Below are 21640 nucleotides of genomic sequence, written 5' to 3'. Positions count from 1 at the left end.
GAGGGTGGCCATGCAGGGCATAACTGCTCCACAGCCCAGCATGGCCACCCTCGGCCCCACCCGTCCCACCGCAAGAATCAGATAAAAACCACAACCCCACCAGCAGGAACAGTCACCAGCACAGCCCGCCCGTTACGCGCCTCGACGGTAACTCCAGAACCATCACCCGATGAACTGAACAGACAGGACAACTTCGACCCCGCAGCATGCAGCGAGGAATCAACAGTCACCCAAGCAGTACGGGCATTGTCCGGATCAGTATTGATGGCCACCAGAACCTCGGTCCCCGCGAACAACCGGGACCAGGCCACCACCGACCGCATCTCCCCACCCACCAGCGACGGGTAACCGAAATCCACCCCGTTACCCGAGATCTGCCGCAGATACTGACGCCCCCGACGCAGCCCCGGCACCCGCCGCCGCAGAGCCAGAATGCCGGCCACCTGCGCATACAACGGATTGCTCTCGTCGAAACAGTGCCGCCCCCGGCTGCCGAACGCCCCGAACGAGCCCCCGAACATCGCCTCCCGCAGGTACCGATCGTCCGGCCCGCTGCCGTCGAAGCCCTGCTCACTGCCGTAGTACAAGCACGGAATCCCCAACGTCAGAGCGTTGAGAGCAACCGCCGCCACCCCCAGCTTCCGCCCCAGCCGATCCGCCGCGAACCGGGCCTTGTGCGAGCCCTTCCGCACCTGGTCGTGGTCGTCGAACGCCGTCACCACGCGATTGCGGAACCAGGTGTGCGAGTCCTTGCCGACCTGCAGCGAGTCCCGGAACAACCCGAAGTACTCGCGCGGGTCCCGATACCCCTTGACCAGCCATTCCATCTGGTCCTGGACCTCGGCCAGCCCGAGCGCCGCGTTCATCCCCACCTCGCCCAGCGTCCGGAACGCGAATTCCCGCGACCCCGTGATCTCGGCGATCAGATAGAAGTTCTCTTTCCCGAGCGACTCCGCGAATTCATGAATCGCCGACGTGAAATACCGGGCCGCCCCCGGATCCATGTGTTTCACCGTGTCGACCCGGAACCCGTCCAGATCAGCGAACGCGATCCAGTACTGATAGACCCGCACCAGCGCCTGCAACGCCGCCGACGCCCGGTACCCGTCGGTCGGCCCCGACCCGAGGCTGATGTCCTTCAGCCCCTCGAAGTCGCCGCGCAGGTATTCCGGATACCGGTCCCAGTCGCGGATCGGCCCCTCGGCCGTGAACGTCCCCGGCTCCTGCAGTTCGGCCGGCCACACCGCCACGTCCGTCCCCGCGCCCCCAGCAACCGGCCCGAACGGCAGCGTCGGCATCCCGTCCGCGTCCCGGAACCCCGCAACCGGGTACGTCTGCCCGTCCCAGCGAACGTCCGGGTTCTCGTACGCGAAAACGTCGCCCGCATGGTTGAGCACCACATCGAGAATGACCCGGATCCCCATCTCGTGGGCCGAGGAAACCAGGCGCCGAAGCTCAGCCGCGTCCCCGAAGTGCGGGTCGACCTCGAGGAAGTTCTGAGTGGCGTAGCCGTGATAACTGTCCACGCCCGGCACCTGTTTGAGGATCGGGCTGATCCACACGACGGTGATCCCGAGTCGGCTCAGATACCCGAGTTTGCCCCGCAGCCCCGCCAGCGTCCCTCCGGCCCATTCCGTGCCGGCCTGCTGCCAGCGTTGCCGGCTTTCTTCCGTACGCCAGGCATTGCCATGGTCCTCGGCCGTGAGCATCGGCGTCGTGTCGTCACCGTCGGCGAAGCGGTCGAGCATCAGGAAGTAGAGGACTTCGTCCTCCCAGGCCACCGGCGACGGGTGAAACACCCGGCCGCCGGTGAGCTGGTCGAAATCGATATCGGACGCGTGTCGGAAGCTCATGACACCCATCCAAGTGCAGCCGGCGAAAGAAACACCGACTGCATCCCAGATCCGACTCCCGTCCAACCACCCCGCCGCCGCCCCTGACCGGACTGAAGGCTGATTTACTCGCCCGGTTTCTTGAACTCCTGGTACTCCGCGCCTTCCATGTAGTCGGCGAGGGTGCGATACACGACCGGGTTGATGATGTTGTGGCGCATCCGGTCGGTGTGGGCGGCCCAGTCCGGGTTGACCATGTAGCCCGCCACGACCATGCTGCGCGACCCCACCACCAGCGAGGCCGTCTTGTCGGCGTCGGTGGTGCCGGTCTTGCCGAACACGGGGTGGTCGATCGTGCGGTGCGCATTCGGCTCGGTTGAGCCCGCACAGTTCCCGAGCTGGGCGCGGTCGCCGACCGGGCAACGCGCCGCGTCGAGCGCCTTGCGGGCCACGTCGGCGTCGGTGACCCGCCGGCACGACGGCTGTCCCGCGTTCACCTTGGAACCGTCGGAGGCGGTGATCTGCTTGATCGGGGTGGGCGCGCAGAACATGCCGTCGCCGGCCAGGGTGGCGTACGCATTGGCGATGTCCAACGGCGTCGACGTGGTCACGCCCAGGGTGAACGCGCCGAAGTTGTGCGCCGCCTCAGGCGTGTCGACCAGCTCCCGCTCGTTGGACGAGCGGAACGTCATGCCGAACCGCTTGGCCACGTCGATGACCTTCTCGGCGCCCACCTGTTCCTGCAGCGGCACGAAGTACGTGTTGACCGACCGGCCGAAGCCGGTCCACATGTTGAACGTGCCCTTCTCGTTGGGCGAGGAGTTGCTCGGGCAGTAGAACGTGGTGCCCGGGCAGGACGCGGGGGCGCCGCGGGCGATCGGGTAGCTCGACTTGTACGTCGACCCGGAGGTGATCGAGTGGCCGAGGTCGTAGCCGTTCTCGAGCGCGGCCACCATGGTGAACATCTTGAACACCGACCCGGCCTGGTAGCCGTTGATGTCGCCGCCACCGGTGATGATCGGGTTGGTGGTGTTCGGGTACGAGGCCCGCGCCCCGGCCTTGCGCGCCTGCGGATTCGAGCTCTTGGGGTTCGTACCGTCGTCGAGTTTGAACTTGCGGTTGGCCGCCAGCGACTTGACGTGGCCGGTGCCCGGTTCGATCCCGGCGATCAGGACCGCGTTCTTGTTGTCGTCGTCGATCTTCTTGGTGATCTCTTTGCGGGCCGCGGTCTGGGCCTTGATGTCGAGCGACGTGACGACCCGGTAGCCACCGGTCTTGAGCTGGCGTTCCCGCTCGTACGCGTTGGCCCCGAAGGTCTTCTGCTCCATCCACCAGCGGTAGAAGTAGTCGCAGAAGAAGCCCCAGTTGTTGACCGACACCGAGGTGCAGCCGTTGCCGGGCCGGTTGGCCGTCCGCTTCAGCTTGGTCTTCTTGGCCGCGTCGCCCTCGGCCTGGGTGATCTGCTTGAGGGCGACCATGTTGTCGATGATGTAGTTGCGCCGGTCGAGTGCCTGCGGGTAACCCGTCTTGGTGGTCGGGTCGAAGGCCGAGGGCGCCTTGACCATGCCGGCCAGCAGCGCGGCCTCGGCGATGGTCAGGTTCTTGGGCGACTTGTTGAAGTAGACCTGGCTGCCGGCGTAGACGCCGTAGGCGCCGTTGCCGTAGGGCGCGAGGTTGAGGTAGCGCCGCAGGATCTCTTTCTTGTCGAGGTCCTTCTCGACCTGCAGCGCGTACTTCATCTCGGCGACCTTGCGCTCGGGGCTGTCCTTGGTCGCGTCGATCGCCTCTTGCGGGGTCTTCGCGCCGTAGGCCTGGGCCATCCGCACGTACTGCATGGTCAACGTCGAGGCGCCCTGCTGCGAGCCGCCCTGGCTGTTGTTGACGAACGCGCGGGCGATGCCCTTCACGTCGACGCCGTTGTGCTCGTAGAACTTGTGGTCCTCGGCGGCGACGATTGCGTTCTGCATGTTCTGCGAGATCTGGCTGATCGGCACGTCGCTGCGGAACTCGTCGTACAGGACGGCCAGCGGCGTCTTGCCGTCGCTGGCGAAGACCCGCGTCACCTGCGGGGCGGACTGCTGCACGAGCGTGCTCGGCATCGCGGCGAAGGTCTCGGCGCCGGCCTTGGCCACCAGGCCGCCGAGCGCGACAGCCGGGAACGAGGCGGCCGACACCACCACGGCGGTCAGCAGGCCGCAGGTCAGCAGCAGCCCGGCCTTGCCGACGAACGATCGCTTGTTCATCCGGTCACCCACAGTCACGAATCTTCAAACACCCTTCTCAACCGGAAAGCGGCACAACGACTCGGCACAGTACGCCACGCGCGCACGGAACGGCCGAAAGCGTACGTGATCTTGCTGTGAGCCCGCGGCCACCCGGCCCCGATACCCACCACCAGCGAACTCACACTCCGTCAATCTGACAGAAGCGCCTGGCAATTGGCTGCGAGGACGGCGCACGACGCGGCGCACGTCACACCGAAAAGCGTCACAGCGCCGCTCACCGGCCGGTCTGGCCTCGTAAGGGGCACAAGATCGGAGGCTCGGTGTGACGGTCGTACAGTTCAGGATTCTCGGTCCGGTGCAGATCCGGTCCGGGCCGGCCGAGCTCGACCTCGGCGGCCGGCAGCAGCGGCTCGTGCTGGCGCTGCTGCTGGCCCGGGCCGGTTCGACGGTCAGTCTGAGCGAGCTGGTCGACACGATCTGGGAGGACGACCCGCCGGCCAGCGCGGTCAACATCGTGCACCGCAGCATCGGGGCGCTGCGCCGTCTGGTCGAACCGGACCTTCCCGTACGCGCGACCGGCCGTTACCTGACCCGCCAGGCCGCCGGCTACCAGTTGCGGGTCGGCGCCGACCGGCTCGACCTGCTGCGGTTCCGTTCCCTGGTGACCCGGGCCCGCCGGACCGGCGACCCGGTCCGCGCGGTCCGCCTGTTCACCGACGCGCTGGCGCTGTGGCAGGGCCGGTGCGCGACCGGTCTGGAGCCGGTGGCGGGCAGCCAGCCGGCTTTCGTGGCCCTGGAGTCGGAACGCTCGCACGCCGCCCGGGACGCCGCCGACCAGGCGTTGCGGGCGGGTCTGGCCCGAGCCGTCATCCCGGCCCTGCGCCACGCGGCCGGCCTGGACCCGCTGGACGAGGCGCTGCAGGCCCGCCTGCTGCTGGCCCTGGCCGCCGACGGGCGCCAAGCCGAGGCGTTCGACCTGTTCCGCGCGTTGCGCCGCCGCCTCGACGACGAGCTGGGCATCGGCCCCGGCCCCGAGCTCCAGGCGGCGTACGACCGGCTGCTGCACCCGGACGGGCCGGCGGCGACCCTCCTGCCCGCTCCGGCGGTGGCTCGGCGCCGGCGGCGAGTCTCCTCCCGGCCCCGCAACCGGGTCCACTGACTTCTGCGGCCTCGACCCGGGTCCGGCAGACTGGTCGGCTATGCGGCACTACTCCGTCCAGCTGGAAGCATCGAACGGCGCGAGCGGAACGGTGGCCGTCCACGGCCACTACGGTCGGCCGCTCATCGTCTTCCCCACCGAGGGCGGCAACGCCTGGGAGTGGGCCGCGAACGGCATGGTCGACACGGTGCAGCCGCTGATCGAGGCCGGCCGGCTCAAGTTGTACTGCGTGGATTCGTTCGACGCGGGCACGTGGTCGGCCCATCACCTGCCGCTGGAGGACAGGGCCCGGATGCACGCGGGTTACGAGACCTGGATCCTCGAGAGCGTCGTACCGCACGTGCGCGACGACAGCGGCGACGAGGCCGCGATCGCGACCATCGGCTGCTCCCTGGGTGCGTACCACGCTTTGAACTTCGCCTTCAAACGGGCCGATCTGTTCCCGGCCGCGCTGTGTTTCTCGGGCAACTACGACCCGGGCACCTGGAACGGCTGGGGTGAGCGCGGCGACGCCGTGTATTTCAACAATCCGGCCGACTACGTGGCCCACCTGCACGGCGAGCACCTCGACTGGCTGCGGCAGCGGTTGTCGATCCTGCTGGTCTGCGGTCAGGGGCAGTGGGAGGACACCACCGGGGCGCTCGCGTCGACGCCGCGGATGGCCGAACTGCTTGCGGTCAAAGGCATCCGGCACGAGTACGACCTGTGGGGCGCCGACACCCCGCACGACTGGCCGTCGTGGCGGGCCCAGCTGGCCAAGCACATCGATGCCTATCTACTCTAGACAACGTTAGTTAACTTAATTAATAATCGTCCTCCCCGACATAGTGGAGGACGTCAATGCGCCGCTCCCGTTCCCTCTTACTGGCCCTCGCCGCCGCGGTCATCACCGCCGGCCTGACCCTGGTCGCCGTCTCCCCCGCCTCGGCCGCCGCCACCACCGCCTCGTTCGCCAAGGTCTCGGACTGGGGTTCGGGCTGGCAGGGCGAGTACACCATCACCAACGGCGGCTCGTCCGCCATCAACGGCTGGCAGGTCGAGTTCACGCTGCCGGCCGGTACCAGCGCCGGCTCGTACTGGGATTCCCTGCTCACCCAGTCCGGCCAGCGTTATACCTTCAGGAACCGTGAGTACAACGGCACAATCGCCCCGGGCGCCACGGTGAAGTTCGGCTTCGTCGGCTCCGGCCCCGGCAGCCCCAGCGCCTGTCTCCTCAACGGCGCATCCTGCACGGGCGGGACGACCCCGCCGCCGACAACCACACCTCCCCCGGCCGGCACCACTCCGGTTGCCAAGAACGGCCAGCTGCGGGTCTGCGGCAAGCAGCTGTGCAACGCCCAGGGCAAGCCGATCCAGCTGCGCGGCATGAGCACGCACGGCCTGCAGTGGTACGCCAACTGCGTCAACGACGCGTCCCTGAACGTACTGGCCAACGAGTGGAACGCCGACGTCCTGCGGATCTCGATGTACATCCAGGAGGGCGGCTACGAGACCGACCCGGCCGGCTTCACGGCCAAGGTGCACGACTACATCGAGAAGGCCACCGCCCGCGGCATGTACGCGATCGTCGACTGGCACATGCTCTCGCCGGGTGACCCCAACTTCAACCTCGCGCGGGCCAGGACGTTCTTCACCGAGATCGCCAACCGGCACAAGAACAAGACCAACATTCTGTACGAGATCGCCAACGAGCCGAGCGACGTGCACTGGTCGTCCATCAAGTCGTACGCCGACCAGCTCATCCCGGTCATCCGGGCCCAGGACCCGGACGGCGTCGTGCTGGTCGGCACCGAGGACTGGTCGTCGCTGGGCGCCTCGGGCGACGGTCAGGGCGTCGCGCGGATCCTGGCCAACCCGGTCAACGCGTCGAACATCATGTACACGTTCCACTTCTACGCGGCCTCGCACGACGACTACTACCTGAACACGTTCCGCGACGCGATCGCCAAGCTGCCCATGTTCGTCACCGAGTTCGGCACCCAGACCGCCTCGGGCGACGGCGGCAACAACTTCGGCCAGGCCCAGCGCTACCTCGACCTGATGGCCCAGAACAAGGTCAGCTGGGTCAACTGGAACTTCAGCGACGATTTCCGTACGGGCGCCGTCTTCACGACGGGCACGTGCGCGGCCGGCGCCTACTCGGGCACCAGCCGCCTCAAGGAGGCCGGCGTGTGGATCCGCGACCGGATCCGTACGGCGGACGATTTCTAGGGTCATGATGGTCCGGTGGCCGAGGGCGATTCGATTCGGCGGCTCGCCGCCCGCTTGAACTCCTCGGTCGCCGGCCGCGACGTGATCGCGGCCCGGTTCCGCCGGGGTGGCGAGGTGCCACCCCGGTTCGACGGCGACACGCTGCTGACCGTCGCGGCGGTCGGCAAGCACCTGCTGATGCGCTTCACCAGCGGCCGGTCCGTGCACAGCCACCTGCGCATGCAGGGCGCGTGGCGGATCCACCGCGCCGGCTGGCGACCCGGTCCCGCCGCGGACCGGGTCGGCGCCTGGTTCGACTTCGGCCCGCCCGGCGTCCTGGCCGCCCACGCCATGCCGGTCCTGCAAGTGCTCCCCACCGCCCGCGAAGACCTCGCCGTGGGTCATCTCGGCCCCGACATCCTGACCGACGACTGGCCCGCCGCCGCGCCCGCCGTCGCCGCGATCCCCGCCCGGCGCATCCGCGAGGCCCTGCTCGACCAGCGCAACGTGGCCGGCATCGGCAACCTGTGGACCGTCGAAGGCCTGTTCATCGCCGGCGTCTGGCCGCACGCCCCGGCCGCCGACGTCGACGTGCCCAAGGTCCTCGACGTGATCGCCCGCATGATGCGCCTCGGCCTGCGCCACGGCACCCAGAGCACCACGGGCAACCTGCGCAAGGGCCAGACCCACTGGGTGTACGGGCGGTACCGCCGCCCCTGCCGCCGGTGTTCGGCCCCGATCGACTTCACGGCGGCCGGCCCCGGCCCGTACGACCGTGAGACTTGGTGGTGCCCCCACTGCCAGCCCGGCATAGGTTGAAGACATGGAATACACACGACTGGGCAGCTCGGGTCTCAAGATCAGCCGGATCGCCCTCGGGTGCATGAGTTTCGGCCTGTCCGAGCGGGGCGCCGACCAGTGGTCGCTCGGCGACGAGGCGGCCGAGCCGCTGTTCCGGCAGGCGCTCGAACTCGGCATCACGTTCTGGGACACGGCCAACGTCTACAGCGGCGGCACCTCGGAAGAGATCGTCGGCCGGGCCCTGCGCAAGTACACCGACCGCGACTCGATCGTGCTGGCCAGCAAGGTGTTCTTCAAGATGCACGACGGCCCGGGCGGCTCCGGCCTGTCCCGCAAGGCGATCCTCGAGAACATCGACGCGTCGCTGGCCCGGCTCGGCACCGACTACGTCGACCTCTATCAGATCCACCGCTTCGACCCCGAGACGCCGGTCGAGGAGACGATGGAGGCCCTGCACGACGTGGTCCGTGCGGGCAAGGCGCGCTACATCGGCGCCTCGTCGATGTGGGCCTGGCAGTTCGCGAAGTTGCAGCACGCGGCCGACCTCGGCGGCTGGACCAGGTTCGTGTCGATGCAGAACCAGTACAGCCTGCTCCAGCGCGAGGAGGAGCGCGAGATGTTCGGCCTGCTGGCCGACCAGGGCGTGGGCTCGATCCCGTGGAGCCCCCTCGCGAAGGGCCGCCTGGCCCGCCCGTGGGACGAGCGCGGCACCCAGCGGGCCAAGGTCGACCCCCTGCACGCCCGGTACGACCCCGAGGAGAACCACCCCATCGTCGATGCCGTACGCCGCGTCGCCGAGGCCCGCGGTGTGCCGATGGCCCAGGTGGCGCTGGCCTGGGTGCTGCGCAACCCGGTGGTCGACGCGCCGATCGTCGGCCCGACCAGGACCCAGCACCTCACCGACGCCGCCGCCGCGCTCGACCTGGAACTGACCGACGACGAGGCGGCCGCCCTGCAGGAGCACTACACCCCGAGGCCGCCGTCCGGTTACTGAGCGGATCCCGTGTACCGCAGGACTTCGTCGATCAGCCGGGCGGCCGCCGCGCCGCGCAACGAATACAGCATGCGGCGGCCGTCCCGGCGCCGGCGGATCAGACCCGCATCGACCAGGTGGCGCAGGTGGTGCGAGACCGCCGTCGGGTGGGCCGGGATGGCCGCGGCCAGCGCCGACGGCGTGGTCTCGCCCGCGCGCAGCAGCACCAGGATGTGCAGCCGGTGCTCGTAGGCCATGCCGCGCAGCGCGGTGACCGCCCGGTCCAGCGCCGGCGGGTCGATGCTCACGTGGTAGCCGGCCGGGCCGGGCGCGGGCGGATCCGGGTCGCCGGCCACGAGACGGCCAGGATCGCGGTCGCCACCAGCGAGATCGAGGCGCCCGCGGCCACGTTCCAGCGGCTCGAGATCCACAGGCCGGCCAGCCCGCTGCCCACGGCGAAGACCACCGACAGCACCGTCATGGGCACCACCCGGCCGGACCACAGCCGGGCTGCCGCGGCGGGCGCGACGATCAGCGAGACGGCCAGGATCGTTCCGACCGCGGGCACCATCGTGACCACGACCACCTCCAGGGTCAGCAGCAGCACGATGTCCCAGCGGCCGACCGGCACCCCGGCCGCCTCGGCCCCGGCCCGGTCGAAGCCGATCAGCTGCAGAGGGCGGGCACTGACCAGCAGCACGGCGGCCACGACGACCAGCACCACGGCCGTCGTCAGCAGGTCCTGCGGTCCCACGGTCAGGATCGACCCGACCAGGAACGACGACAGGTCCCGGCTGAATCCACTCTGCGTGGCGACCAAAGCCGCACCGAGCGCGAACCCCGCCGACAGCAACACCCCGGTGGCCGCGGAGGCGTCCTGACCCCGGCGCCGGCTGAGGGCCGCGACCCCCAGAGCCACCACGCCACCCGCGACGATGCCGCCGAGCAGGATGTTCACGCCGATGATGGAGGCGGCCACCACCCCGGGAAACGTCGCGTGGGTCAGCGCCATGGTGAGGAACGACAACCGCCGCAGCACCACGTGGACACCGACCAGGCCGGCCAGACAGCCCGCGAGGATCACCTCGGCCGTCGCCCGGTGCAGCGCGTCATCCCACCAGCTCATGTGCGCCTCGCCGGGCCGGTCCGCAGGATGCGGACGGGAATCAGCACGAGATAGACCGCGACCAGCACCAGGACGACCGCGGAGGCCGAGGTCAGCGCCACGCCGTAGTGCAGCGACGCGGTCCAGCTGGCCAGCAGCCCGGTATACCCCGCGGCGACGACCAGCACGGTCCCGGTCACGACCATGACGGCCAGGCGGTCGGACACCATCCGGGCCGCCGCGGCCGGGATGATCAGCAGAGCGACCACGAGGATCGTGCCGACCGCGCGGACGGCGGCCACCACGACCAGGGCGACGATCAGATTCAGCCACAGGTCGAGCCAGAACACCCGGTAGCCGGCGGCCTGCGCGCCCGCCGGGTCGAAGGTGCGGAACAGCAACGCCCGGGCGCCGATGGCCAGCGCGATCAGCACCACCACGGCCAGCACGGCCGTCTCGGCGATCTGCCGCGGCGTCACGGTCAGCAGGCGCCCGAACAGGAACGAGGTCAGATCCGAGGTGTACGACGATCGGCGCGACACCAGCACGACGCCGATCGAGAACATCGCGGTCAGCAGCACGGCCGTGGCCGCGTCGTCCGACACCCGCCCGCCCGCGGTCAGCAGGGTCAGCGCCACCGCCGTGACGATCGCGGCCACGAGCGCGCCCGCGAACAACTGCCCGGCCATGAATCCGATCACCACACCGGGGAACACCGTGTGGGTCAGCGCGTCCGACGTGAAGGACAGCCGCCGGGCGAACACGAACACGCTGACCGGCCCGCAGATCAGCGCCAGCAGCACGATCTCGGCCAGGGCCCGGGCCATGAACGGCAGGGTGAACGGTTCGATCACGGCTCGACCAGCATTGTGTGACCGTCAGGCAGGTCTACGGTATGACCGCCGTACGCCGACCGCAGTTTCCCGGCCGTCAGCGTCTCGCCCGGAGTTCCCACCGCCCACTGCCGCCCGTTGATCAGGCAGACCAGGTCGGCCAGCTCGCGGGCCACGGTCAAGTCGTGCGTGCTGAGCACCAGCGCGGTGCCGCCCGCCGCGAGCTCCCGCAGCACAGCGATGATCGCCTCCTGGCTCACCGCGTCGACGCCGTTGAACGGCTCGTCGAGCAGCAGCAGCCGGGGCTCGGCGGCGATCGCGCGGGCCAGCAGCACCCGCTGGCGCTGACCGCCCGACAACGTGCCGAACCGGTGCCCGGCCCGATCGGCCAGCCCGACCAGCTCCAGCGCGTCGGCCACCGCCCGCCGGTCGGCCGCGCGGGCCGGCCGCCACCACCCGATGCTGCGGTAGCGGCCCATCATCACCACCTGCCGCACGCTGACCGGGAAGTCCGCGTCGAGCGTGTCGATCTGCGGCACGTACCCGGCCCGGCCGCGCGCCGCCGCCGGGCTCTCCCCCAGCACCGTCGCCTCGCCCGCCAGCACCGGCGCGAGTCCCAGCACCGACTTGATCAGCGTGGACTTGCCGGCGCCGTTGGGCCCGACCAGGATCAGCCGCTGCCCGGGGTCCAGCTCGAGGTCGACGTGGGTGAGCACCGGCGTACGGTCGTAGCCGACGCTCACCCCGGCGTAGCGCAGCGCGGGCAACTCAGCCGCCCAGCGCCGACACGATGACCTCGGTGTTGTGGCGCTCGGCCCCGAGGTAGGTGCCCTCCGGCGTACCCGGTGCGCCCAGGCTGTCGCCGAACAGCGCGTCCTCACCGCCGACGACCTTGACCCCGGCCTGCTGAGCGATCGCCTCGGCGCTCTTGGGCGGCAGCGAGCTCTCGGTGAAGATCGCCTTGGTGCCGGTCGCCTTGATCTTCGCGACCAGGTCGCTGAGCTGCTTGGCCGACAGTTCGGCCGACGTGTCGAGGCTGGGGATCACCGAGCCGACGAATTCCAGCTTGTACCGGTCGACGTAGTACCCGAACGCATCGTGATTGGTGACCAGTTTCCGGTCGCCCGCGGGCAGCTTGGCGAAAGCGGCCTCGTTCTCGGCATCGAGCTTGTCCAATTCGGCGCCGTACGTGGTGAGGTTCTTGGCAAAAGCGTCCGCGCGCGACGGATCGGCCGCGGCCAGTCCTTTTTCGATGTTCGTCACCATGGTCTTGGCGTTCTTCGGGTTGTGCCAGATGTGCGGGTCGTGCTCGTGCCCGTCTTCCTCCGCGTGCTCTTCCTCTTCGGCGTGCTCCTCTTCGCCTTCGTGTTCGTGCCCGCCCTCGCGCAGGGCGACGCCCTGACTGGAATCGACCACCGCGCCCTTGAAGCCGGACGCCTCGATCGTGCGGTCGAGCCATTCCTCGAGCCCGACCCCGTTCTTGACGACGACCTTGGCCTGGCTGATCGCCTGGATGTCGGCCGGCGTCGGCTCGAAGTCGTGCGGGTCGACATTGGGTTTGATGATCTGGGTCACGGCGACGTCGGCACCGCCGATGTTGCGCACGAAATCGGCGACCTCGGGGGTGGTCGCGACCACCGCGAGCGGCTGCGGACCCGAAGTCGCGGCGGCGGCCCCGCCGTCGCTGTCACCGGATCCGCACCCCGCGAGAACGGTGGCGGTCGTGGCCAGAGCCGCGATCAGGAAACTGCGGTGCTTCATTTCTGCTCCCATCGCTGATGGGGCAGAACGATAATCGTTTTCAAAATTAATCGTCTAATGGCGAGATGACGATAAGTGCACGCGATCCGTCAGTGTCGGTTTCCTGCCTGACTCCTCCCCTATGACTACTTAACGTGACCGCTGCCGTTTGTCATCACGTCACAGGGGGAAGTGACCATGCCGCGTCTCGGACACGGACAACCGATCACGCAGAACGATCTCGAGACCGCCGGACGGAGTCTCGCCGAAGCCGCCACCACAAGTGCCGCGGCTTTCTCATTAGTAAGGCAGGTCGAGGGCCACAGCTTCGACTTCTTGTTCCCGGGTCTGCAGGACGACGAGGCCAATCTGCTGCCCCAGGCGGCCAACACGCCCGCGCTGCTGAAAGACCTCGGCAACGCGATGGTCGACACGGACGCGGTCGGCGAGGACAGCGACATCCCGGCCGCGTACACGTACTTCGGGCAGTTCGTCGACCACGACATCACGCTCGAGATCCAGCAGGGCCAGGGCTCGGCCACCATGGCCCAGCTGCTCGACCCGGCCATGACCCCGCTCAACGTGGCGGCCATCCGCAACGCGCTGCTCAACCAGCGCACGCCCGTGCTCGACCTCGACAGCGTCTACGGCCTGCCCGCGCCGCGCGACCCCGCTGACGGCAACAAGATGCTGGTCGGCAAGGTGACCTCGCTCGGCTCGAACACCCGCCCGACCAAGCGCCCGGAGAGCAAGAAGGGCGACGACTTCCACGACCTGCCCCGCGAGGGCCCGAACCCGGGCAACATCGAGCACGACCGCGCCGCCGTCATCGGTGACCCGCGCAACGACGAGAACACCATCATCGGCCAGCTCCACACGGCCTTCCTGCGCGCCCACAACGCGCTGGTCGACCAGGGCCTGACCTTCACCGAGGCCCGCCGGGTGCTGCGCCAGCACTACCAGCACGTGGTGATCCACGACTTCCTGACCCGCGTCGCCGACCCGGCCGTCGTCAACGACATCGTGGCCAACGGCAACCAGTGGTTCGACCCGCTGAGCGAGCCGTCGTTCATGCCGCTCGAGTTCTCGGTCGCCGGCTACCGCTTCGGCCACTCGATGGTCCGCGCCGCCTACAACTTCAACGAGAACTTCAACCTCAACGGCGGCATCCCGGCCACCCTCGAGCTGCTGTTCACCTTCACCGCGCTCAGCGACAGCCTCGGCGGCAACGACACGCTCCCCGACAACTGGATCATCGAGTGGGAGAACATCATCGGCGACGACCCGGGCGTCGGCCGGGCCCGCCTGCTCGACCCCAGCCTCGCCGCGTTCAAGAACAACCAGTTCAAGGCCCTGTTCGCCCTGCGTGACCTCACCGGCCAACCGGAGCAGCCCGATCTGGCGGCCCGGCTCGCCGTCCGCAACCTGCTGCGCGGCTACCGGCTGCGCCTGCCCACCGGCCAGGCCGTGGCCGAGCACATCGGCGTCCAGGCCCTGACCAAGGACGAGATCCTCGCCGCCGGCGGCGACGAGCAGCGGCTCGCGCTCGAAGCGGGCGGGTTCCAATTCCGTACGCCGCTCTGGTACTACGTGCTGGCCGAGGCCAAGGTGCTCGGCGGCGGCAACCACCTCGGCCCGGTCGGCAGCACGCTGATCGCCGAGGTCCTGATCGGACTCGTCCGCCGCAGCCCCGACTCGATCCTGGCCCAGCCCGGCTGGGCGCCCTCCCTGCCGTCGGCCAAGCCCGGGAAGTTCGAGCTGGCCGACATCCTGCGCCTGGCCAAGGTGCTGCCCGGCGCGGTCACCCCGGCCACCCACACCGTGCAGGCGGGCGACACCCTGTTCGGTATCGCCGAGGCCGAGCTCGGCGACGGCAACCGCTGGCCGCAGATCTACGCGCTGAACCAGGCCCTGATCCGCGACCCCGACCGCATCTTCCCGGGCCAGGTCCTCGTGCTGCCGCCGCGCCGGCCGGTCGGCGACATCCCGCGCCTGCACACCGTCCAGCGCGGAGACACCCTGAGCGGCATCGCCCGGCAGAAACTGGGCGACGCCAACCGCTGGCCCGAGATCTTCGCTCTGAACCGCGCCATCCTGACCAACCCCGACCGCATCATTCCCGGCCAGGTGCTGATCCTGCCGGCCGCCTGACCCACCGCTCGCGACAAAGAGGACGCCGCACGGCGTCCTCTTTGTCATGTCCGGACCCCCACAAAGCGGGCGGTTCCCAAGTTTCGCTCTAAAAAGCCTCGACTTTCGCTTCGGGATTCAAAAGTTCAGGCTTTTTCATCGAAAGATCTAGACGTGTCGACGCGACTGCCCCAGGATGTTCACAACGTTGAATAGAACCGGTAACCGGGGAGCGCGATGAAACGTCTCTTGCTGGCCGTCCTACTTGTCACCACCTCGGGTCTCGCCGCCGCGCCGGCCTACGCGGCCGACCCGCCGCAGGAGCCGGGCGTCACGCTCCGGACCTACGACATCGGCCTGCCGCTGAGCCGCGTCTGCGAGCTCAAACCCGGCCAGACCCCCAATGTGGACAAGCTCATGCCCACCGTGGACTGGTCGACCACGGAGCAGTTCGGGCTGACCGACCGCTTCGTCACCCACGCGATCGCCAACCTCACCGCCCCCACCGCCGGTGAGTACACCTTCCGCCTCGTCAGCGACGACGGCTCCAAGCTGTTCATCGACGACAAACTGGTCGTCGACCACGACGGGACGCACGACGTCGAACCGCCCAAGGAGGGCACGGTCGAGCTGTCGGCCGGCGTGCACCCGCTGCGCGTCGAGCACTTCGACCGCGACGGCGGCCAGCGACTCACCCTGTCGTGGCGCCCGCCCGGCCAGGGCGACTTCACCGTGGTGCCGACCAGCGCGCTCAGCACCGACGCCGGCGTCGTGCGGGTGACCGCCCCCGGCACCAAGGAATGCGTCGCCGGCTCCGACGCCCCCGGCGACGGGCTGCCGCTGACCGCGGTCAACCCCGGTTACACCCTGACCAACCTGCGCCCGCCGGGCTTCGAACCGCAGGTCACCGGCATCGCCTGGCGGCCCGACGGCAAGATGGTCATCAGCACGTGGGGCGGCTCGAACAAGGTGGCCGGCGAGGTCTACCTGGTCTCGGGCACCTCCGGCAGCACCGGGCCGGACAAGGTGACGTACAAGAAGCTCGCCGGCGACCTGAAGGAGCCGATGGGCATCGCCGTCGTCGACGGCTCGATCTACGTGTCGCAGAAGCACGAACTGACCGAGCTGCGCGACACCAACAAGGACGACGTGCTCGACACCCGCCGCACCGTGGCCGTGTGGCCGTTCGGCGGCAACTTCCACGAGTTCGCGTTCGGCCTGCTCTACAAAAACGGCAACTTCTACATCAACCTGTCGGTCTCGATCAACCAGGGCGGCGCCACCACCGACCCGCAGCCAGTCGGCGGCCGCGGCACCAGCATCGTGGTCAACCGCAAGACCGGCGACGTGACCACGGTCGCGGGCGGCCTGCGCACCCCCAACGGCCTCGGCTGGGGCAACAACGGCGACCTCTACGTCACCGACAACCAGGGCGGCTGGCTGCCCTCCTCGAAGCTGCTGAAGATCTCCGAAGGCGCGTTCTACAACCACTACACCAACCCCGACGGCACGTACGACGCCCAGCCCGTTACCCGTCCGGTGCTGTGGCTCCCGCAGAACCAGATCGCCAACTCCCCCAGCACCCCCGTGCTGCTCAAGTCGGGCCCGTTCCAGGGCCAGCTCGTCATCGGCGACGTCACCTACGGCGGCCTGCAGCGCGCCGCGCTCGAGACGGTCAACGGCCAGGAGCAGGGCGCGGTCTTCCGCCACACGCAAGGCCTCGAAGCAGGAATCAACCGGGTCGCGCTCGGTCCCGACGGCGCCATCTACCTCGGCGGTCTCGGCCACGAAGGCAACTGGGGCCAGGACGGCAAGCTCCGCTTCGGCCTGCAGAAGCTCACCCCCAACGGCAAGCAGGTCTTCGACATGAAGACCATGAAGGCCACCGAGACCGGCTTCAAGATTGAATACACCAAGCCCCTCTCCGACGAGACCATCGCGAAACTGCCTTCCGCGTACGCGTTGGAGCAGTGGCGCTACGTGCCGACCCCCCAGTACGGCGGCCCCGAGGTCGACAAAGAGACGCTGACCCCCACCGCAGCCAAGGTCTCGAGCGACAAGAAGACGGTCACCCTCACGGTTCCCGGCCTGCGCCGCGACCGCGTGGTGCACCTGCGCTCGCCCCGCCCGTTCGCCGCCAAGGACGGCGAGACGCTGTGGAGCACCGAAGCCTGGTACACGATGAACGAGAAGCCCGGCCCGAAGACCCAGGAGGTGTTCTACGAGGCCGAGGAAGGCAACCGCGAAGGCAGCGCGACCCTGGCCACCGACCACCGAGGCTTCTCCGGCGTCGGCTTCGTAGCCGGCCTGGGCAACCTGAACGCCGCCACCACCAGCCACGTCACCGTCGACAAGGCAGGTGAGTACGAGGTCGGCCTGCGCTACTCGAACGGCCCCAACCCGTTCAGCGGCACGAAGACGGTGAGCATCCACGTCAACGGCAAAAAGGTGAAGCAGACGTCCCTGCCCTCCACGGTGACCTGGGACGAATGGGCCACGGTGACCGAGACCCTGACCCTGAAGAAGGGCGTGAACAACCTGCAGTACCGGGTCGACGCCCTGGACAGCGGCCACGTCAACCTCGACCTGATCAGCGTCCGCAAGCCCAGCAAGCGCATCACCCTGTTCGACGGCAAGGGCCTGGACGAGTGGCAACACACCGACGGCCGCAGGCCCCAGTGGCCCGCAGTCGCCGGAAACGCCATCGAAGTCTGCTGCGGCGACCTGCGCACAAAGCAAGCCTTCGGCGACTACAAGCTGCACGTGGAGTTCAAGGTCCCGCTGCTGCCGGACGACGTGACAGGCCAGAACCGAGGCAACAGCGGCGTCTACCAGCAGGAGCGGTACGAAATCCAGATCCTGGACTCCTTCGGCGACACGACACTGGCCAACAACGAGGCCGGAGCCATCTACACGGTGAAAGCGCCGGACGTGAACATGGCCAAGGCCCCGGAAACCTGGCAGACGTACGACATCACCTTCCGGGCCGCCCGCTACAACGAAGCCGGCACCAAGACGGAAAACGCCCGCGTAACCCTGAACTGGAACGGCCGGGTAGTCCACAACAACGTGGAAATCCCGAACGGCACCGGCGGCAACATCCCCGAGGGCCCCGCCACCGGCTCCATCCGCCTCCAGGACCACGGCAACAAGGTCCAATACCGCAACATCTGGATCGAGCCCGCGTAATCAGCTGAAGCGAATCCGCCCGGCGACAGCATCTCAAGTCGCCGGGCGGACTTTTGCTTGCGCTGGGACGGTCGGGGATTCACGTAACGGCAGCGTCGTGGTCGGCGCTTCTCTGATTGCAGCGGAAGCTGCGGAAACCCGTGCCGGTCGGGTGGTCCGGCTTCCGCGCCGTGGACGAAGCCAAGACTTTCCCTCACCCAGGCCGGCCCGGGCGGTGGGGCGCGCGTGCGCACCGTGCACCATCGCGCCGGCCGGTTCGGTGCCGGACAGCACCAACGCCGCTGTGACGGCAGTCGCCGTGGCGGCCGCAACCGCCATCACGGAGGCCAGGTGACGGAGCAGGACGGCCGGGGCCGGCAGGCGGCCGGACAGCAGCAGGTCCCATCGGCCCGCGTCCTCCTCGCCGCGGGTGATCCGGGTTGTGGCCAGGATCGCCCGGGCGCCGAGCAGGACCGCGGTGACGGTTCCGACCCGCCACACGGTGAAGCCACCGGCGGTGTCGAGACCGATCGGGGCGCCGAACAGCGCCCGGATCGCGGGGTTCACGGCCAGCCACCTTCTGCCGGTTGCCCGTGGAGTAGGCTCGGGCCGGCTTCGAGGGGTCGAGAGCGAACCGCCGTACGGCTTGGTGAGGCCGGCAGTGCGCAACGCGAGATCGGTCATCGCGGGGAACCCTTCGGTCGGACACGGAGAATGACCGCCGACCAGACTTCCCGGCACACCTGTGACTCACCGTACTCCCGCCCGCACACCGCGGGAAGGCGGGGCCCGGCGGATCAGCGGCGATCGGCGCCCGAGTCGGCGTCGGCGGCCGCGAGGAAGGCGTTGTAGCGGGACAGGTCGTCCTCCTCGCCGGTGGCTTCGGCCCGATCGGCGGCTCGATCCAGGCGGGACTGTTCGCGCTCGTCGGAGCGGATCCACTGGCGTACGAGCAGGAGCAGGATGGCGGCCGCCGGGAGCTCGCCGAAGGCCCAGGCCAGGCCGGCCCCCAGGTGCTGGTCGTCCAACGGGGAGGCGGCCCAGGGCGGGTGGGCGGCGGTGTACCAGTCGTCGGCGATCACCGTGGTCGACTGGAGCAGCACGAAGCCGAAGAAGGCGTGAGCCACCATGGCCAGGAAGTGCACGATCACCAGCAGGGCCGGGTGGACGCGCCGGCGGCCGGGGTCGATCCCGATGAGCACCCAGAAGAGCAGGTAGCCGGCCAGCACGAAGTGCACCAGCATGGCCAGATGGCCCAGGTGGTAGCGCATCAGGGTGCCGAGCAGACCGCCCATGTAGAGGCCGTAGAGGCTGGCCACGTAGATGCCGAGGGCGACCAGCGGATGGCTCAGGAGGCGCATCACGCGACTGTGCAGAATCAGCAGCAGCCATTCGCGGGCGCCGCGCACCTGGGGGTCGGCCGGGCGCCGCAAGGTGCGCAGGGCCAGGGTGACGGGGGCGCCGCCGACCAGCAGGATCGGCACGACCATCGACAACACCATGTGCTGCACCATGTGGGCGCTGAACAGGACGTACGCGTACCGCGCCACGCCCAGGCCCGTGATCGCGCCGAGCAGCAGCAGGCCGCCGATCCACGAGGCGGTGCGGCTCACCGGCCACGGGTGGCCCGCGCGGCGCATACGGCGGACGCCCGCCAGGTAGGCCAGGATTCCGGCGGCGACCACGGTCAGGAAGAACATGTCGGGCAGTGGGTCGGCGAGCATGCGTACGGCGGTGGGCGGGCCGGGCTGGTCGAAGCCGAGCAACTCGACGAGCGGGTCGGGTTCGACCGCGGTCTCGGGCACCGGCGTCGGGCTGCGGGAGAGGGCGACCGACAGTCCGACGGCAGCGCTCAGGACGATCAGTTCGCCGGCGGCCAGACGTACGAAAGCCCAGGGGGTGCCCGATCTCAAAGCGGGCAGCGTGCGGGCGCGGTGGGCGGCGCCGATCGCGCCGACGGCGAGCAGGGCGAGCACTTTGAGCAGCACCAGCGCCCCGTACCGGGAGGACCAGAGGGCCGGCCAGTCCCCCAGCCGCACGCCGGCGTTGACCAGGCCGCTGATCGCGGTCGCGGCGAAACAGGCCAGGGCGAGGCGGCTGTAGCGGGCGGCCGTCTCCGCGAAACGGCGGTGGCGGCGTACGAGAAGGAGGCCGGCCAGGCCGCCGACCCAGAGCGAGGCCGCGAGCACGTGCAGGGCCAGGCTGCTCACCGCGAGCTGGTGATTGCCGGCGCCCGCGGAATGACCGGTGAACGTGGGCGGCAGGACGGCGGCCAGGGCGAGTCCGGCCGTCACGGCCGCCGTGCCGCGCGACAGGCCGGCCCGGGAGGCGATCGCCACGGCCAGGGCCAGGCCGACCTGCCACATGAGGGACTGGCCCTGCGAGACCGAGAACGCGAAGCTCACTATCGAGGATCGGCCGAGGCGCTCGACGGGTAGGCCCAGCACGTCCGAGACGGTGAAGACGACGAGCGCGGCCGAGGTTGCGGCCCACAGCAGGGCCAGCCAGGTGGTGCGGCGCAGCAGGACCCAGCCGTGCGCGGCGACGCTGCGGCCGTCGCCGGGGAGCAGGAAGGCCGCGGTCGCGGTGAGTCCGACGGTGAGCACGCCGAGGACGGTGGCCACCATCGTGAGCACCGGCAGCGCCCACTCGGTGACCGGGCCGGGGCTCGGGATGCCCGGCAGCACCGTGCCGTCGACCGCCCCGCCGAACCGTAACGCCGCCACGAGGGCGACAACCGCTGCTGCACCGGCACTGATCAGACTTCTGCGCACGGTGCATCAGTCGCCGCGGCGGGTGCCGAAGTTCCCCGGGCCGGGACAGATCACTCCCGCGCCGGTCGATAGCCGCTAATCGATTAACGACTATCGGTAGCGGGTGACGTTGAATGGGAAGTATTGTTTACTGTTGATGATCGATTTTCCGGCGCCTTTTCGGAGCCTTTAAGGATCCTTTATGAAAGTGCGCGTTACGTTCCTGCGGTCGCTGATCGATACGAGCTGATCGAGGTAAGTCATGGTGCCAGCCGCAGTCGCGGGACGATGTCCGCAGGGAGCCGGAGCGGTGGGTCTGCTCGCCGGGCAGAGGCTGGACTACGTGCAGCTCGGGACCGCACTCGTGCTGGGTTTCTCGGGCGGCACCCGGGTGGTCATCGAGACCGCGGCCCGGCTGAACGGACCCGCCGGGTTCGCCGCGGTCGAGCCCGGCGACCAGCCCTCGGACGAGCTCGGCACGCTGCTCAGCGATGTGGTGCGGACGGCTGAAGTACGCGACAGCGGCGAGCTCGCGCTCGGCTTCGAGAGTGGATCGAGCCTGGCCGTCGGCCCCGACGACGACTCCGAATCCTGGGCGGTGGCCGGCGAGGACGGCTGCCTGGTCGTATGCCTGCCGGGCGGCGAAGTGGCGGCCTGGACCGAAACCCCGTCCAAGGTCGTCATCCGCCGCGAAGAGCAGTAACCCGCAGGAGGCGGCCGCCCCGACCAAG

The 21640-nt window shown here is 69.2% G+C and carries 17 protein-coding genes; 8 read left to right on the top strand and 9 right to left on the bottom strand.

The annotated features are described in order from the left end of the window. Positions 1-77: 77 nt before the first annotated feature. Together M1L60_RS39955 and M1L60_RS39950 are read right to left on the bottom strand one after the other, a co-directional pair. Complete coding sequence (locus M1L60_RS39955; RefSeq protein WP_253242795.1) at positions 78-1853, bottom strand: alpha-amylase family glycosyl hydrolase; 1776 nt, start codon at positions 1851-1853, stop codon at positions 78-80. Between the two features lie 104 nt (positions 1854-1957). After that, positions 1958-4075: a transglycosylase domain-containing protein gene (locus tag M1L60_RS39950; protein WP_253242794.1), complete on the bottom strand. Its 2118-nt coding sequence runs from the start codon at positions 4073-4075 to the stop codon at positions 1958-1960. Positions 4076-4412: 337 nt separating this feature from the next. On the opposite strand from M1L60_RS39950, the gene M1L60_RS39945 reads away from it, so the two are divergent. Genes M1L60_RS39945 through M1L60_RS39925 form a run of 5 tightly spaced genes read left to right on the top strand, consistent with a single transcriptional unit; the run spans position 4413 to position 9201 of the window. Next, entirely contained in the window at positions 4413-5216 is an 804-nt protein-coding gene (locus M1L60_RS39945) for an AfsR/SARP family transcriptional regulator (RefSeq protein ID WP_253242793.1), read from the top strand. A gap of 40 nt (positions 5217-5256) precedes the next feature. Continuing rightward, positions 5257-6000, top strand: a complete 744-nt coding sequence (locus M1L60_RS39940) for an esterase family protein (protein WP_253242792.1) — start codon at positions 5257-5259, stop codon at positions 5998-6000. A gap of 56 nt (positions 6001-6056) precedes the next feature. Further along, on the top strand, positions 6057-7427 hold the full coding sequence (locus tag M1L60_RS39935) for a cellulase family glycosylhydrolase (protein ID WP_253242791.1): 1371 nt from the start codon (positions 6057-6059) through the stop codon (positions 7425-7427). A 15-nt stretch (positions 7428-7442) separates the two neighbouring features. Continuing rightward, positions 7443-8225: a DNA-formamidopyrimidine glycosylase family protein gene (locus M1L60_RS48090; RefSeq protein ID WP_253242790.1), complete on the top strand. Its 783-nt coding sequence runs from the start codon at positions 7443-7445 to the stop codon at positions 8223-8225. 4 nt (positions 8226-8229) lie between these two features. Further along, positions 8230-9201 carry an aldo/keto reductase gene (locus M1L60_RS39925; RefSeq protein WP_253242789.1) on the top strand — a complete coding sequence of 324 codons (972 nt, stop codon included), beginning with the start codon at positions 8230-8232 and terminating at the stop codon, positions 9199-9201. Here M1L60_RS39925 and M1L60_RS39920 read toward each other — a convergent pair. Genes M1L60_RS39920 through M1L60_RS39900 form a run of 5 tightly spaced genes read right to left on the bottom strand, consistent with a single transcriptional unit; the run spans position 9195 to position 12879 of the window. After that, positions 9195-9536, bottom strand: coding sequence for an ArsR/SmtB family transcription factor (locus tag M1L60_RS39920; RefSeq protein ID WP_253242788.1), 342 nt, complete (start codon positions 9534-9536; stop codon positions 9195-9197). The genes M1L60_RS39925 and M1L60_RS39920 overlap by 7 nt on opposite strands. Then, complete coding sequence (locus tag M1L60_RS39915; protein WP_253242787.1) at positions 9485-10306, bottom strand: metal ABC transporter permease; 822 nt, start codon at positions 10304-10306, stop codon at positions 9485-9487. Before M1L60_RS39915 ends, M1L60_RS39920 begins: the two co-directional genes overlap by 52 nt. Next, complete coding sequence (locus M1L60_RS39910) at positions 10303-11139, bottom strand: metal ABC transporter permease (protein ID WP_253242786.1); 837 nt, start codon at positions 11137-11139, stop codon at positions 10303-10305. Before M1L60_RS39910 ends, M1L60_RS39915 begins: the two co-directional genes overlap by 4 nt. Continuing rightward, a complete protein-coding gene (locus M1L60_RS39905) occupies positions 11136-11885 on the bottom strand; it encodes a metal ABC transporter ATP-binding protein (protein WP_253242785.1) in 750 nt (249 codons plus the stop codon). Before M1L60_RS39905 ends, M1L60_RS39910 begins: the two co-directional genes overlap by 4 nt. A gap of 1 nt (position 11886) precedes the next feature. Beyond that, entirely contained in the window at positions 11887-12879 is a 993-nt protein-coding gene (locus tag M1L60_RS39900) for a metal ABC transporter substrate-binding protein (protein ID WP_253242784.1), read from the bottom strand. A gap of 177 nt (positions 12880-13056) precedes the next feature. Between M1L60_RS39900 and M1L60_RS39895 the strand changes: the two genes are divergently transcribed. Both M1L60_RS39895 and M1L60_RS39885 read left to right on the top strand, forming a co-directional pair. Beyond that, positions 13057-15009, top strand: coding sequence for a LysM peptidoglycan-binding domain-containing protein (locus M1L60_RS39895; protein WP_438862205.1), 1953 nt, complete (start codon positions 13057-13059; stop codon positions 15007-15009). Between the two features lie 216 nt (positions 15010-15225). Next, entirely contained in the window at positions 15226-18177 is a 2952-nt protein-coding gene (locus tag M1L60_RS39885) for a 3-keto-alpha-glucoside-1,2-lyase-like domain-containing protein (RefSeq protein WP_253242783.1), read from the top strand. A 33-nt stretch (positions 18178-18210) separates the two neighbouring features. Here the strand turns inward: M1L60_RS39885 and M1L60_RS39880 are convergent, their stop codons facing one another. Together M1L60_RS39880 and M1L60_RS39875 are read right to left on the bottom strand one after the other, a co-directional pair. Then, on the bottom strand, positions 18211-18723 hold the full coding sequence (locus M1L60_RS39880) for a hypothetical protein (protein ID WP_253242782.1): 513 nt from the start codon (positions 18721-18723) through the stop codon (positions 18211-18213). Between the two features lie 230 nt (positions 18724-18953). Beyond that, the gene (locus M1L60_RS39875; protein ID WP_253242781.1) at positions 18954-20930 is read right to left on the bottom strand and encodes a bifunctional copper resistance protein CopD/cytochrome c oxidase assembly protein; all 1977 of its coding nucleotides are present in this window, start codon (positions 20928-20930) and stop codon (positions 18954-18956) included. Between the two features lie 289 nt (positions 20931-21219). Here M1L60_RS39875 and M1L60_RS39870 point away from each other — a divergent pair, with 289 nt between their 5' ends. After that, entirely contained in the window at positions 21220-21612 is a 393-nt protein-coding gene (locus tag M1L60_RS39870) for a DUF6188 family protein (protein WP_253242780.1), read from the top strand. Positions 21613-21640: the final 28 nt, after the last annotated feature.

The organism is Paractinoplanes aksuensis, from assembly GCF_024137025.1.
GTDB lineage: Bacteria > Actinomycetota > Actinomycetes > Mycobacteriales > Micromonosporaceae > Actinoplanes > Actinoplanes aksuensis.
Note: the sequence above shows the minus strand (reverse complement) of the source record. Positions and strands in the feature narration are given on the sequence as shown.